This is a genomic window from Monashia sp. HAY1-11D, from assembly GCF_056868035.1.
The window spans coordinates 2,243,349-2,257,259 of record NZ_CP200320.1 but is presented as its reverse complement, the minus strand read 5'-3'; the positions used below and the strand labels follow the sequence as shown (position 1 = coordinate 2,257,259).

General features: G+C 71.4%; 12 protein-coding genes, 2 tRNA genes and 2 pseudogenes. 6 read left to right on the top strand and 10 right to left on the bottom strand.

Annotated features, from left to right (window positions below):
• Positions 1-29 precede the first annotated feature (29 nt).
• A complete protein-coding gene (locus AC1VM9_RS10430; protein ID WP_483122568.1) occupies positions 30-887 on the bottom strand; it encodes an SMP-30/gluconolactonase/LRE family protein in 858 nt (285 codons plus the stop codon).
• Complete coding sequence (locus tag AC1VM9_RS10425) at positions 887-1,318, bottom strand: hypothetical protein (protein WP_483122567.1); 432 nt, start codon at positions 1,316-1,318, stop codon at positions 887-889. The genes AC1VM9_RS10430 and AC1VM9_RS10425 overlap by 1 nt, the downstream gene beginning before the upstream one ends.
• A gap of 109 nt (positions 1,319-1,427) precedes the next feature.
• On the opposite strand from AC1VM9_RS10425, the gene AC1VM9_RS10420 reads away from it, so the two are divergent.
• A tRNA-Gly gene (locus AC1VM9_RS10420) sits at positions 1,428-1,501 on the top strand.
• 123 nt (positions 1,502-1,624) lie between these two features.
• Here AC1VM9_RS10420 and AC1VM9_RS10415 read toward each other — a convergent pair.
• The 5 genes from AC1VM9_RS10415 to AC1VM9_RS10395 all read right to left on the bottom strand — a co-directional run bounded on the left by AC1VM9_RS10415 (position 1,625) and on the right by AC1VM9_RS10395 (position 5,281).
• Complete coding sequence (locus tag AC1VM9_RS10415; RefSeq protein WP_483123993.1) at positions 1,625-2,281, bottom strand: aspartate/glutamate racemase family protein; 657 nt, start codon at positions 2,279-2,281, stop codon at positions 1,625-1,627.
• Positions 2,281-3,012 carry a 3-oxo-tetronate 4-phosphate decarboxylase gene (otnC, locus tag AC1VM9_RS10410; RefSeq protein WP_483122566.1) on the bottom strand — a complete coding sequence of 244 codons (732 nt, stop codon included), beginning with the start codon at positions 3,010-3,012 and terminating at the stop codon, positions 2,281-2,283. The genes AC1VM9_RS10415 and otnC overlap by 1 nt, the downstream gene beginning before the upstream one ends.
• The gene (locus AC1VM9_RS10405; RefSeq protein WP_483122565.1) at positions 3,009-4,328 is read right to left on the bottom strand and encodes a four-carbon acid sugar kinase family protein; all 1,320 of its coding nucleotides are present in this window, start codon (positions 4,326-4,328) and stop codon (positions 3,009-3,011) included. The genes otnC and AC1VM9_RS10405 overlap by 4 nt, the downstream gene beginning before the upstream one ends.
• Before the next feature lie 94 nt (positions 4,329-4,422).
• Complete coding sequence (locus AC1VM9_RS10400) at positions 4,423-4,560, bottom strand: hypothetical protein (RefSeq protein ID WP_481340638.1); 138 nt, start codon at positions 4,558-4,560, stop codon at positions 4,423-4,425.
• A gap of 46 nt (positions 4,561-4,606) precedes the next feature.
• Positions 4,607-5,281 (bottom strand): haloacid dehalogenase type II, encoded by a 675-nt coding sequence (locus AC1VM9_RS10395; protein WP_481340639.1) that lies wholly within the window; start codon positions 5,279-5,281, stop codon positions 4,607-4,609.
• A gap of 533 nt (positions 5,282-5,814) precedes the next feature.
• Between AC1VM9_RS10395 and AC1VM9_RS10390 the strand changes: the two genes are divergently transcribed.
• Positions 5,815-6,714 (top strand): LysR family transcriptional regulator, encoded by a 900-nt coding sequence (locus tag AC1VM9_RS10390; RefSeq protein WP_481340640.1) that lies wholly within the window; start codon positions 5,815-5,817, stop codon positions 6,712-6,714.
• Positions 6,715-6,757: 43 nt separating this feature from the next.
• Here the strand turns inward: AC1VM9_RS10390 and AC1VM9_RS10385 are convergent, their stop codons facing one another.
• Positions 6,758-7,123, bottom strand: coding sequence for a cupin domain-containing protein (locus AC1VM9_RS10385; RefSeq protein WP_483122562.1), 366 nt, complete (start codon positions 7,121-7,123; stop codon positions 6,758-6,760).
• A 58-nt stretch (positions 7,124-7,181) separates the two neighbouring features.
• Positions 7,182-8,624 carry an NAD(P)/FAD-dependent oxidoreductase gene (locus tag AC1VM9_RS10380; RefSeq protein ID WP_483122561.1) on the bottom strand — a complete coding sequence of 481 codons (1,443 nt, stop codon included), beginning with the start codon at positions 8,622-8,624 and terminating at the stop codon, positions 7,182-7,184.
• A 305-nt stretch (positions 8,625-8,929) separates the two neighbouring features.
• Between AC1VM9_RS10380 and AC1VM9_RS10375 the strand changes: the two are divergent.
• The 4 genes and pseudogenes from AC1VM9_RS10375 to AC1VM9_RS10360 form a co-directional block, all read left to right on the top strand.
• Positions 8,930-9,811: pseudogene (locus AC1VM9_RS10375) on the top strand (CYTH domain-containing protein); the annotation flags it as partial.
• Between the two features lie 25 nt (positions 9,812-9,836).
• Positions 9,837-10,571, top strand: a pseudogene (locus AC1VM9_RS10370) (CHAD domain-containing protein); the annotation flags it as partial.
• A 419-nt stretch (positions 10,572-10,990) separates the two neighbouring features.
• Positions 10,991-11,488 (top strand): FBP domain-containing protein, encoded by a 498-nt coding sequence (locus tag AC1VM9_RS10365; RefSeq protein ID WP_483122560.1) that lies wholly within the window; start codon positions 10,991-10,993, stop codon positions 11,486-11,488.
• Between the two features lie 69 nt (positions 11,489-11,557).
• Positions 11,558-11,631, top strand: a tRNA-Gly gene (locus AC1VM9_RS10360).
• Positions 11,632-11,683: 52 nt separating this feature from the next.
• Here AC1VM9_RS10360 and AC1VM9_RS10355 read toward each other — a convergent pair.
• The gene (locus tag AC1VM9_RS10355) at positions 11,684-13,894 is read right to left on the bottom strand and encodes an MMPL family transporter (RefSeq protein ID WP_483122559.1); all 2,211 of its coding nucleotides are present in this window, start codon (positions 13,892-13,894) and stop codon (positions 11,684-11,686) included.
• Positions 13,895-13,911 lie beyond the last annotated feature (17 nt).

Sequence of the window (13,911 nt, the reverse complement as noted above, 5' to 3'; positions counted from 1 at the left end):
ACCCCCGCCGGGACAGTCAGCCGGGACAGTCAGCCGGCGAAGGGCAGCACCGGCCTGCCGGGCACGGCGACGCGGACCCGGAAGACCGACCCCGCCTCGGGCTCGGGGTCCTTGAGGTTCTCCCGCGAGGTGGTGATGTAGAGGTCGCGCAGGTCCGGGCCACCCAGCGTGCACGCCGTCGTCTGCCTGACGGGCAGCACGACCTCGGCGAGGACGTCCCCGGAGGGGGACAGGCAGCGGACGCGGCCGGCACCGTTGAGCGCGACCCAGACGTTGCCCGCGGAGTCGACGGTCAGGCCGTCGGGATGGCCGACGTCGGCCGTGTGGAACGGACGGCGGTTCGTCAGCTCGCCGTCGACGACGTCGAACACGTCGGTGCGGCCGGTCGGGGTGTCGTCGTAGTAGGCGCGCGCACCGTCGGGCGAGAAGTCGATGCCGTTGGAGATCGTGACGTCCGGCAGGACCGTCGTGACGCGGCCGTCCGGGTCGACGCGGTAGAGCCGGGCGCCACCGGGGGCACGGTCGTGGGCCATCGAGCCGGCGAGGAGGCGGCCCTGCGGGTCGCACCCACCCTCGTTCATCCGGACCGACGTGTCGTCCCAGAGGGTCAGCCAGGGCGTCGGCTCGGTCTCTGGGTCCGCCGACAGGGCCAGACCGCGCTCGGTGCCGACGACGAAGCCACCGCCCGTTCGCGGTCGCACGAACGCCGCGACGTCACCGACGTGCAGCGAGGCGACCGAGCCGTCGGCGTGCAGCGTCAGGACGTCCCCGGCGAGCAGGTCGACCCACCGCAGTCCGCCCCAGGACTCCGACCAGACCGGCCCCTCGGCGTGGTAGCAGAGCGGTGCGGTGACCTGCTCCGGGCGCGACTCGACGAGCCCGTCCATCAGTCCCACCACACGCCGACGTAGTGGTGGCCGTCGGGCATCGCGGGCGCGTCGACGAGCCAGTCCAGCCGGCTCGCCGGGCCCCCGCTGGGCTGCGTCTCGGCGTCGATGGTCATGGCGTCGACCTCCTCCGGCATGAGGGTCGTGATGACGGCCACGCCACTGGCGTAGGGCCACTCGTCGTCGGGGTAGGCCCGGAACTCGAGCACGTCGAGCTCGACGCGCACGTCATGCACCTCCGGGCGCTCGCGCAGGTCGAACAGCACGCGGCGGACCGTGTCGAGGGGCATGGCCTCGTCGCGGTTGGGCGCGATCGACCACTCGCAGTCGTTGCCCTCGAAGAACTGCTCGAGCGTCACGGCGACCTGCGTGGTGTCGCCGCCCCGGCTCCGCACGTGTTCGACGAGGGCGGTCTGCTTGGCGAGGTCCATGGTGGATGTCGGGCCTTGGGGAGACGGTGCGTGGACGGGGTCGGGCGTCGGCTACACTGACGCCGCGTGCCGCCTCGCACCCCTCGTGGGGCATCGTGCGGCGGCCCGTGCGAGCGTAGCTCAATGGTAGAGCGCCAGCTTCCCAAGCTGGATACGCGGGTTCGATTCCCGTCGCTCGCTCCAGCACGAAGCCGCAGGTCAGGAGCTGTCTCCCGACCTGCGGCTTCGTCGTGCAACCCGGCCGCGAGCGCAGCTCACCGGGAGACGACCCGTCTCGCCATGGCCCACCGGGACCTCCGTGGGGACCTACGAAAGCACCGCCGCGAGCCCGGCGATCCCCGAGCGGGGACTGGACAGCACCGGGACGGACAGGGCGCCCGGATCGACAGAGGCCACCACCCGTGCCATGGACGCCTGTGCGAGCACGACGACGTCGACGCGTTGTGCCAGATCCATGAGGGCCTCGACGATGAGCTCGTCGTGCCTTCCTGCATCACCGGACCTCATCGCCGCGAAGGCCCCCTCTATCAGGACGGGGGTGACCTCCACGTCCTTCTCGCGGTCTTGGGCGCAGCGTCGCAGCAGCTCCACCGTGGGGTCGAGCGTCGACGCGACCGTTGCCAGCACACCTATTCGCCGCCCACTCTCGACGGCGGCCGAAGCCATCGGCTCGTCGATGCGCAGAACCGGTACATCGACCAGTCTCGAGGCGATCTCCACCGCAGGACCGATCGAGGAACACGTGGCAAGGACGGCCACGGCACCGCTGTCCGCGGCCGACAGGACGTGGTCCACGACCCGGCGGTTCACCGACTGGGTGAGCCCGCCGGCCGCGATCGCATCCTCCAGCAAGGACTCGTCCACGATGTTGGAGACCTTCACGTCCTCGGGCAGTCCCTTGGCCAGATCCTGGAAGACCGGCACCAGTCCGGCCACCGTGTGAACCAGAACAACACGACGCATCACGCTCGTTCCTCCTCCTGCAGTCGATCACGTACTGGCCCGGTCGCCGAGGTGGCGCTGCGGGCGGGCGTGATCGCTTCACAACCTGCTGTGCGGCCTGCTACCAGGGTGGTGAGCTGGGCGCTGGTCAACGGTCTGGTGGGCTGGTCACGCAGCATCAGCCAGAGCCGAGCTGTCTCCTCGATCTCCTCCGCCGCATCGGCCGCGGAGAGGAGGTCGTCGGCGGCCACGACGGAGCCGTGGTTGGCGAGCAGCATCGCGTGGTGCTCGCGAGCCATCTCCTCCACCGCGACGCTCAGCGACGGGTCTCCGGGCGCGAAGTACGGCACCAGCGGCAGGCTCCCCACGCGCATCGCGAAGTAGGCGGTCAGCGGTGGGACCGCAGACCGCTCGTCGATGTCGGCCAGGCACGAGACGGCGACGGCGTGGGTGCTGTGGAGGTGCACGACCCCGCGGGCGGCCGGACGGGCGCGGTAGAGCGCGGCATGCATACCGGCCTCCTTGGAGGGCAGAGAACCCCTGATCGGACGACCCTCCATGTCGATGACCGCGAGCCGGTGCGGATCCAGAGACCCGAGGCTGGCCCCGGTCGGTGTCACGACGATCTCGTCGCCGACACGGCAGCTGAGGTTCCCGGTGCGGCCGGGGGTCAGGCCACGGGCGAAGATCGACGCCCCGAGCTCGGCGATGCCCTCGGCTGCGGCGAGCGTCCCTTCTCCACGAGGCCTCATGTGGCGGCCTCCACGAGCAGTCGGCTCGAGCCGAAGTTGCCGGACTTGAGCAGGAGCCGGATGGGACGGCGCCCTTCGGTCGTGCACCAGGGAACCCCTGGTTCGTGCTCGTCCTCGACCAGCACCTGCCGGATGCCGAGGGCGGAGACGACGGCCCCGGACGTCTCCCCGCCGGCGACGACGAACCGGCGGGTGCCGTCGGCGGCGGCGTGCACGGCCAAGGCACCCAGCACCTTTTCCAGGTGCTGCGCCGTGTGGGATCCCATCGCCGCGACGGCTGCCTCACGTTCGCCACGCGTCGCCGACGCGTAGACGAGACGCGGTCGGCCGGCGGGCCGCCCGTCCAGCCACGCGAGCGCCTCCTCGAGCATCTGAGCGGGATGAGGGGTTCTCACCGGGTCGAGCCGATAGCTCGGAAAGGCGGCCTTCGCTTCCGAGACCTGCGCGAGGGTCGCTGCAGAGCAGCTGCCCGCCAGGACGAGCGTGCCTCCTGCGGAGGGGTCCTCGTCGGGGGTCCGGTCGGGCTCCGGCCCCGTGCCCGGAGCCGGAGGCGTGGCGCCCGGGGCCGGAGTCGTGATGCCCGGAGGCTCCGCCCCCGAGTGGAGCCGGGCGTGGACGGCCTCCGCCCACGCCTCGGCCAGCCCGGCTCCCCCGGTCAGGAGCGCGCGACCCTGCATCGCGGAGACGACGGCCCGGAGGTCGTCGGCACTGATCGCGTCCGTGACGACATGGCGAACACCAGATCCCGCGAGGCGGTCAGCCGCCTCTCGGACCGACGAGCGTCCCGACGCGACCTCTGGCCAGCTCACCAGGCCGACCCGGCCCGTCGTCTGTCGAGCCAGGAACCGGACCAGGTCTGCATCGGCCATGGGGGTCAGCGGGTGCTGACGCATCGGTGACTCCGACAGCAGCCGGTCGCCCACGAACAGATGTCCCTGGTAGACCGTTCGACCGTGAACCGGCGACGAGGGGCAGATCACCGACGTCTGCATTCCCGTGAGCTGGAGCAGGAGGTCGGTGATCGGGCCGATGTTGCCCTCGGGCGTGGAGTCGAAGGTGGAGCAGTACTTGTAGTAGAAGTGCTGAACCCCTTGGCTCGTCAGCCAGTCGTGGGCAGTGGCGACCTCCGTCGACGCCGTCTCTACTGGGGCCGTGCGGACCTTCAGCGCCACGACCGCCGCATCGCAGGTGGGAAGGGCCTGCCCCGGAGCGGGTACGCCGAAGACCAGCGCGACGCGCAGCCCGGCCCGACGCAGCCCAGCGGCGACGTCGGTGCCTCCCGTGTAGTCGTCGGCGATGCACCCGATCTCGGTCATCAGACAGCCGTCCTTACTCGCAGACTCATGGGAAGGCACCCACGATGGGAACGGACCGCAGATGCGGGATGGCTTGCGGAAGAGCGGTACTCGTTCACTGCACGCTCCACTGACCGATGGACAGGACTGCGAACCCGGGGTCCTCGGGACCGGAGCTGAGATATCGCAGCCGTGCCTCCACGGCCTTCACCTCACTGTCGAAGATCCCGCGCAGGTCACCATTGACCGTCAACGTCCACACCTTCATTCGTCGGCACCGTCCTCGGCGGCGGGTGGCGTCAGATCCCGAGCATCGTGTTGAGCTCGTCCAGGGACTTCACGACCGTGAGGTTGTAGCCGGGCGGGATCGGGTCGTTGCCGCGGTCGAGGAGCACGAGGTTGCGGAAGCCCATGTCGTGCATCGGCAGCGGGTCGTAGCGGGTGTGCGAGGACACGTGGACGAAGTCCTCGGGCTTGGCGTCGAGCTGGTCGAGCATGTACTCGAACGCGGCGTACCGCGGCTTGTAGTAGCCGGCCTGCTCGGCGGTGAAGACGGCGTGGAAGGGCGCCTCCAGCCGCGGCACGCTCTCCTCGAGGAAGGAGTTGTCGGCGTTGGACAGGATGACGAGCTTGTAGTGCTCGGCCATCTTCTTCAGCGGCTCGACGACGTCGGGGTGCGGGCCCCAGCTGCGGACGCCGTCGGCGAACCGCTTGCCCGCGGTCGGGTCGGACTGGATCCCCCACTTGCGGCAGACCCGGTCGTAGGAGTTCTGCAGCACCTGCTCGTAGGGGTAGTACGCGTCGTTCACTGCGTCGAAGCGGTAGCCGCGGAACTCGGCGACGAACTGGTCCCACTGCTCCTCGGGGATCTGGTCGCCGACCAGCTCCTTGGTGATGGGGTTCATCGGCCAGCTGATCAGCGTGCCGTAGCAGTCGAACGAGACGTACTTCGGCCGGAAGGTCGGGTCGCTCATCAAGGGTCCTCTCAGGGTCGGTGGTTCGGTGACGGGCCCGTCCGGCCCGTCGGCTGATGTGTCATGTCATCGCCGGGCGCGATCGTCCCTCTGCCCGCCCGGCGTCAGCCCTGGGAACCTCCCGTGGGCGTCTCGACCTCCCGGGCATCCGTGGGATCACGCACGGCCCGGACCGCTGGCTGCGTGCACGCTCGTACCGGTCCGTCCCCGGCCCCCGCGATGCGGCGGCTGGTGGGCATGTCATCCATGGAACACGGTGACCACTGGTGCGGTCCAAGACTCATTTGCAGGCTGACCGATAGGCGCTCTCTATCGCTCGGCGCACGGGTGCCGGGGGTCGAGCCACCGCAGGCCCAGTACGGGTCGACGGTCCGCGCTGCGCACCGCGGGAGCTTCCCGGGCGCTGCTTTCGATAGCTTCTGGCTATCGATATGCTGCGGTCGGCCCGCCCGCAACCGATGGCACGAGAGCGGCACAGGGGCAGAGTGGGCACGAGCGGGCAGGAGACGCGCTGAGGCGCGGAAAGGGGCACCATGGACGTCCGGCAGCTCCGCCAGTTCCTTGCCGTGGTCGACCACGGAACCGTCCATCGGGCAGCCGAGCACCTGTTCGTGGCGCAGCCGTCTGTCACGCAGACGATCCGCCGGCTCGAGGCCGAGCTGAGCACGGAGCTGTTCATCCGTCAAGGACGAGGTCTGGTGCTCAGCCCCTCCGGGGTGGCGCTCGTGGGTCCGGCGCGTGAGGTGGTCCGTGCGATCGACGTGGCCCGGGAGACGGTGGCTGCCGTCGACGGCCTGCGCGGTGGCCGGTTGAGGATCGCCTCGATGCCGTCCCAGGTGGTCAGCCCGCTGACGGGACTCGTGGCCTCGTTCGTGGAACGGTACCCGGGCGTAGGGGTCGCCGTCGGTGCGGCACCCCGGTCCGACGACGTGCGGGAGGCCTTGCGACGCGGGGCCGCCGAGGTCGGTGTGGTCGCCACGAGCGGCCCGGCGGACGCCCTGAGCGACCTCGACCGGTTGCCCCTGGAGACCCAGTCGTTCGTCCTGGTCGCACGCGACGACGCGAACCTGCCGGCAGGCAACGACGATCTCAGCATGAGCGACCTGCGGGGCCTGCCCTTGGTGGCAGGTCAGCCGGGCACGGGGATGCGGCGAGTCGCCGACGCGATCGTCGCCGCCACCGACTGTCGGATCGTGGTGGAGATCGAGCACCGCGAGGGACTCCTGCCCCTCGTTCTGAGCGGGGTCGGCGCGGCCGTGGTCGCCGACTCATGGCGCCCACTGGCCGATGCCGTCGGCCTGCAGGTCCGACGCCTGGCGGTCGACGACAGGCTCGACGTCGCGCTGGTGTGGCAGCGCAACCGACTCAGCCCCGCGGCCGGGGCCTTCGTGGCGCTGGCCGAGGCGGCCGGAGCGACCCCGGACACGGACTGACGAGCACCGTCACCGGTCAGCCCGCGCAGGCGCGCAGCGCCGCTCACCCGTCGGTGGGCGACACCACGAGGCAGTAGACCTTCCGGATCGTCTCGGTGACGTCCCAGCGACCCGACCATCCCCTCGGGAACGTGACCACGTGCCCGGAGGAGATCTCCGTCTTCTCGCCCGTGTCGTCGTCGGTGATCGTGGCGCGCCCAGCGACGATGTAGCACGTCTCGGTGTTCTCGCGGTTCACGATGGGCCAGCCGCCGGGCGCGGCCTCCCACACGCCGACCCTGACGTCGTCCGACGAGTCGAAGGCGGTCCAGGCGATCTGGGGGTCGCCGCTGTCGGCCCCTTCGCGCTGGCCCCTGGGCTCCAGCGGAGCGGTCACGGCGGTGGGGGGCTGGTGGTACAGGCTGGGCATGGGTGTCCTCTTGTGGGGTCAGCAGGGCAAGGCGGGGTCGGTGAACGGCTGGGACCGGTTAGTGGCCCGGTGGCAGGAACGGCGCAACGAGCCGTACGCGCTTCGCCGGCTTCCCGGTGCGCTCCTCGTACGCGTCAGCGGACGCGAGGGTCTTGTGGATGGCCATCGAGGCGATGAACCGCAGAGGTTCGGGCTCCCAGTTCCGGGTGTGGTGGCCGACCCAGGGAAGCGACGTCAGGTCTGTGCTGTGGCCCAGGATCAGGTCGCGCATCGTCCGGCCGGAGATGTTGGAGGCGGTCACGCCGTGACCACCGAACGCACCGACGAATCCCATTCCCGTGGTGCGGTCGAACGTCGTTCGCATGCACCAGTCGCGGGGAACCGCCAGGGAGCCGCCCCAGTGGTGGGTGATCCGAGCCTGCGCCACAGCGGGAAATGCCTCGTGCAGGGTCTGGACCAGGCGCTCGTAGACGCGGGCGTTCTGCTCGTTCTCCGGGGAAACGGGCTTGGTCAGTCGGTACGGCGCTCCTCGGCCGCCGACCACGATCCGACCGTCGACCGTCCGCTGGGCGTAGTAGAACAGGTGCCCGATGTCGGAGTACCCGATGCCGTCCCGCCACGCGAGCTCGTCCCAGGTCTCCTGCGGGAGCGGCTCGGTGGCGATGAGCAAGGAGTACAGGGGCAGGAAGCTGCGTCGCTGGCCTCGCTCACGGATCGTGTAGGACTCCGTCGCCCGGACCACGACGTCGGCCGCGATCCGTCCGTTGCGGCACTGGACCACCTTGGGGCCCAGGTCTTCTGCTGGGCTCTGCTCGTAGATCTTGACGCCCAGCCGCTCACAGGCCTCCGCCAGTCCGCGTGCCAGCCGTGCCGGGTCCACTCGAGCACAGTGCGGCGTGTAGGACGCACCGAGTAGACCTTGGGGCCCGTGGAGGAACTCGGAGCACTCGTCGGCGGTCACGAACCTGATGTCCTCGGGACCGAGACCCGAACGGTGCTTCGCCTCGATCCGGGCGCGCACCCGCTGCAGCTGCGGTTCGGTGGTCGCCACGGTGAGCGCCCCCGCCTTGTTGTAGCCGCAGTCGATGCCTTCGGCCGACACGACGCGGCCGATCTCGTCGATCCCGTGCAGGACCTCGCGCTCGGCACGATGGACGCTGTCCCAACCGCTGCGTCGTGCGTAGCGCGCGCCGCTGCCGGCGATCCCGGACGAGACGAAGCCGCCGTTGCGACCGGCAGCGCCGAACCCGGCGATCTCGGCCTCGACCACGGTGACCCGCAGCGACGGGTCGGCTTTCTTGAGGTAGTACGCCGTCCACAGGCCGCCGAAGCCGGCCCCCACGATCGCGACGTCACAGGTGTGGTCGCCCGCCAGCTGCTCTCTCGGCGTCAGACCCTGGACCACCCCGTCGAGCCACAGGCTCCGTGCCCACGGGTTGCCGGGCGCCGGTGGAGGAGCCGGCGCACCTCCTGGCCTCTTCGGGGTCTCGACTCGCACCACGACTACACCTTTCCTGCTCGGGCCACGGCCGGGGCCGGGCAAGGGCACCGGCCCCCATCGCTCGCGGTGACGAGCGCGACAGGGTGGCTGCTCGGCATGTCATCCATGGAACACGGTGTCGGCTGCGACCGTCCAAGACGGATTTGCAGGCTGACCGATAGGTCGGCTCTATCGGTCGACGCACCGCCCCAGTTGCCACCTCTCTCATCCCGGTCGGCGCACCGCGTCCGCGGGTACGCGTCAGGAAGACAGACCGGGGCCGGGGCCGCTCCCCCGCGCCGGACGCATGCGTGAGGAGGCCGACCATGGACGACGCGTCGCGGCACAACGAGGCGGAGCGGAAGTACGACATCGACCCCGGTGCCGACCTGCCCGACCTGCTCGCCGTCGACGGCGTCGCCGCCGTGTCGGCGCCCGTCAGGCACGACCTCGAGGCCGTCTACTTCGACACCGAGGGCTTCGACCTGCTCCGCCACGCGGTCACGCTGCGGGTCCGCCGCGGCGGGGACGACGACGGGTGGACGCTGAAGCTGCCCGACACCGACGCGGCCGACACGCGCGTGGAGGTCACGATGCCGGCACCGTCGCACGGCGTGGCCGACACGCCTCCGCAGGAGCTCGTCGACCGGCTGCGGGGTCTGCTCCGCGGCCGCGGGCTGCAGCCGGTGGCCCGGATCAGGAGCCGCCGGCTCGAGCGCACCCTCGTGGCCCCGGACGGTACGCGGCTCGCGTCGGTCACCGACGACCACGTGACCGCCGAGCCGCTCGACCGCACCGGTGGCACCTCGACCCCTCCCGAGGAGTGGCGTGAGGCCGAGGTGGAGCTCCTCGACGGCACAGCCGAGATGCTCGACTCCCTCGAGGACGCTCTCCGCGGAGCCGGCGTGGAGCGGTCGACGAGCCGGTCCAAGCTGGCACGGACGCTCGCCGGCCGCGTCCCCCCATCCTTGGCCGACACCGCCATGGGCGCGGAAGCCTTGAGCCGCGAGGAGGTCGCAGCGGGCCCGGTCGGTGCCGTGCTGAGTGCCCACCTCGCAACGCACCTGCAGGACCTCTACCGGCACGACCGCGGTCTACGCCGCTCCGAGCAGGAGTCCGTCCACCGGATGCGCATCGCCGCCCGCCGCCTCCGAGCCGCGCTGACCACCTACCGCCCTCTCCTCAGGCCCGACGCCGTCGACCCCCTGCGCGAGGAGCTCCCGGTGGCTCGGGCAGGTCCTCGGACCCGCCCGCGACGCCCACGTCCTGCGCACCCACCTCGAGGAAGCCGTCGCGGCGCAGCCGGCCGACCTCGTCCTCGGGCCGGTGGTGTCACGCCTGGTGGGCGAGCTCGGTGCCGCCGAGCAGGCCGGCCTCACCGCGGCACGCGAGGCGCTCGACAGCGACCGGTACCTCCGGCTCCTCGATGCGCTCGACTCCCTCGTCGACAGCCCGCCCCTGGCGGCGGGGTCCGAGGACGTCACGGCGGGCGACGCCGTGCCCCGGTTGCTGGCCCGGGACGCCAAGCGTGTGCGCAAGGCGGCGAGCCGGCTGCGCGCGGCGGAGGAGGCCGAACCTGCCGACGAGTCCGCTCAGGGCCGGGGTGCGGGCGAGGTCCCGGGGCACGAAGGGGACGACCACGACGCGGCTCTCCACGAGGTGCGCAAGAAGGCCAAGCGGCTGCGCTACGCCGCCGAGAGCGCGGTACCCATGGTCGGCAAGCGGGGCCGCAGGCTTGCCAAGCGGGCCAAGCGGGTCCAGTCCGCTCTCGGAGAGCACCAGGACGCCGTCGTCGCGCGCGCGGTGCTGCGCGACCTCGGCGTGCGCGCCCACCTCGCGGGCGAGAACGGCTTCACCTTCGGCCGGCTCCACGCCCTGGAGGAACGGCGCGCCGACCGAGCCGAGGACCAGTTCGGGAAGGCGTGGGACCGATTGCACCTCAAGCGGATTCGTCGACGTCTTCGCTGAGGAGGCGTTCTCGGTGGCATCCGGACGGCGCCGTACCGTCGGATCCGACCACCGTCAGCGGACGCGCCCCGCCCGCCAGTGGAGGCACATGAAGAAGACGAGGTCGCCCGGTCGGAGGTGCGACGTGGCGGTGCGCATCATCTTGACCCCCCTTCCTGTCCGTGGTCCTGCCGGACTGCCCCACCGGCGGACAGGACTCGGCGCCCGGCAGGCCGCCCGGGAGGAAATGCGGTGGACGTCTCCGGTCCCGGCGGCGCACCATGGTCGACACCTCGCGCTCGGACGCCGGGCGTCGTGTCGTCGTGAGCGGGTGAGCCCGCGGAGGGGTGGGTGGCCACCATGGCCTGTTCAGCGGACCGGTTCCACCGCTGAACCCTCCCGACCCACCTGCCGCAGACCCGCGCCACGAAGGAACCATCGTGAAACCCCTGTCCGAGAACGACATCCGCACCTCCCTGGTCAACTGCTCGCGTCGAGAGGCCAGGCAGGCGCCCATGCCGCACCGCCTGGAGTCGATGACCGCCGAGGAGTGGGACGCCCTCGACTACCTCGGCTGGACCGACCGCGGCAGTCCCCAGCGCGCCTATGCCGTCGTCCCGGTCGACGACGAGCCGATCGGCTTTGTGCTCCGGGCGGCCGGCCGGAAGGGGGCCCGCACCGCCATGTGCGCGTGGTGCGAGGACGTCTTCGCCACGAGCGACGTGTCGCTCTTCGTGGCTCGACGGAGCGGTGCCGCCGGCCGCGAGGGCAACAGCCTGGGCACCCTCGTGCACGCCGACTTCAGCTGCTCGGCGCACGTGCGCCGGCTTCCGAACGCGCTCGAGGGCGGCCTCGACCCCCACGCCCTGGTGCAGCGACGCGTCGAGGAGCTGCGGGCTCGGTCCACGGCGTTCGCGCGCCGGGTCCGGCACGGCTGACCCAACCCGCCGCCCGGAGCGGCGGGTTGGACGCCCGGGGACGGTGTCGGCTACGGTGGGCGACGCCTCGCAGGTGTAGTTCAGTAGCAGAACAGCCTTCTTCCAGAAGGAAGACGCACGTGCAATTCGTGCCGCCTGCTCCAGTGGCGAAGGGCCCGGTCTCGCGACCGGGCCCTTCGTGCATCCCTAGCCGGCTCAGCGCACGCCCACAGGCTCGGGCCGCGGCGTCCCGCTGCCCGACGCCTCCGACGAGCCGGACGTGTCCGGACCGCCGACGGTGTCGTCCTCCTCGCGGATGCCGAAGCGGGAGTACACGCGAGCGAGCGGGCCCGGCAGCCACCAGTTGGCGTCACCGAGCAGCCGCATCGTCGCGGGTACCACCACCATCCGCACGAGCAGCGCGTCGAGGACGATCGCGACGATCATCGCGACACCGATGAGCTTGATGAAGATGATCGACGACGCCGAGAAGAACCCGATGACGACGAGGATGAGCAGCGCCGCGGAGGTGATGATCCGCCCCGTGCGCTGCATACCCGCCGCGACCGCCGCGCGGTTGTCGCCGATGCGGTCGTACTGCTCGCGGATGCGCGAGAGGAGGAACACCTCGTAGTCCATCGACAGGCCGAAGACCAGCGTCATGACGAGGATGGGCTGGGTGGCCTCGACGAAGCCGGTGGACTCGAAGCCGAGCCACGAGGAGAGGTGCCCCTCCTGGAACACCCACGTGACGACCCCGAGCGTGGCCGCGAGCGTCACGACGTTGAGCAGGATGGCCTTGAGCGGCATGAGGAGCGAGCCGAACGCGAGGAAGAGCAGCAGGAACGTGGCGCCGGCGACGACGAGCCCCATGAGCGGCAGGGTGGAGCCGATGGAGTCCAGCCGGTCGATGAGCTGGGCCGTCGGTCCGGTGACGAGCGCCTGCCGGACGCCGTCGGCGTGCACTCCCCGCACGCCGGCGACGACGTCCTTGGCCTGCTGGTCGAGCGACTCGCCGCGGTAGGTGACGGCAACGGCCGCGAGGTCACCGTCCGCGCCGACGACCTGCGCGCCGGTGACGCCCTCGAGGGCGCGGAGGTCGGTGAGGTACCCGTCGAGCGTCGCCCTGCCCTGTGCCGACGCGACCGGCGCGTCGAGCGTGGCTGCGACGACGACGGGACTGGTCGTGGCGACGCCGAACTCCTGCGCGAGCACACGGCTCACCTGGCGGGCCTCGGCGTCGGCCGGTAGGACCCGTTCGTCCACGCCGCCGAACCGGACGCCGAGGAAGGGTGCTGCGAGGACGGCGAGCACCGCCAGCCCCGACGCGAGGAAGGCGACAGGACGCCGCATGACCAGCTCGGCGAGCCGCGACCAGAAGCCCGTGCCTCGCTCGACCCGGCGGGGACGCAGCGACCAGCGGTCGACGCGCGTGCCGAGCATCGCGAGCACCGCCGGCAGCACGAGGACCGCCGCGACGGCGGCGATGAGGACGGCCGCGATGCCGCCGATGCCCATCGAGCGCAGGAACGTCTGCGGGAACAGGAGCAGGCCGGAGAGGGCGACCGCGACCGTGGCTGCCGACACCGCGACGGTTCGCCCTGCGGTGGAGACGGTCCGACGGGTGGCCTCGATGCGGTCGTGGCCGGCTGCGAGCTCCTCGCGGAACCGCCCGACCATGAGCAGGCCGTAGTCGATGGCCAGCCCGAGGCCGAGGATCGTGACGAGGTTGACCGCGAAGATGCTGACGTCGGTGAACGCGGTGACGACGCGGATCGCCGCGAACGCCCCGACGATGGACAGCCCGCCGACGAGAAGGGGCAGCGACGCGGCGACGACGCTGCCGAAGATGACGACGAGCAACAGGAGCAGGATCGGCATCGAGAGCGACTCGGCACGCCCGATGTCGGCAGCGACGCGGTGGGAGATGTCGAGGTTCGCGCCGGCGGGACCGCCGAGGCGGACGTCGTAGCCGGCGTCGGTCAGCCTCGACCGGAGCGTGTCCACGGCCGCGGCGTCCCCGGTCAGGGCCTGGGGGTCGCGCAGCGTCACGGCGGCGTAGGTCGTGTGGCCGCCCCCGGCGACGAACGCGTCGCTGCCGGTGCTCCAGTACGTGTGCGTGCTGACGACGTCCTGCGTCGGCAGCGCGGCCAGGGCGGTGTCGACGGCGGCGCGGTAGGCGGGGTCCGCGACGGTACGCCGTGGGTTGTCGAGGAGGACGACGAGATCGGGTGACGTGCGGGCGATGCGCGACTGCAGGAGCGTGGCGGCGCGGCCGCTCTCGCTGGCGGGGTCGTCGAAGCCGCCGTTGGTCAGGGAGCCGAAGACGCCGAGGCCGAAGGCACCGGCGGCGACGGCGAGGACCACGGTGAGGGCGACGACGACGCGGCGACCGTCGGTGACGACGCGGCCCAAGGTCTGGAACATGGTTATCTCCGATGACT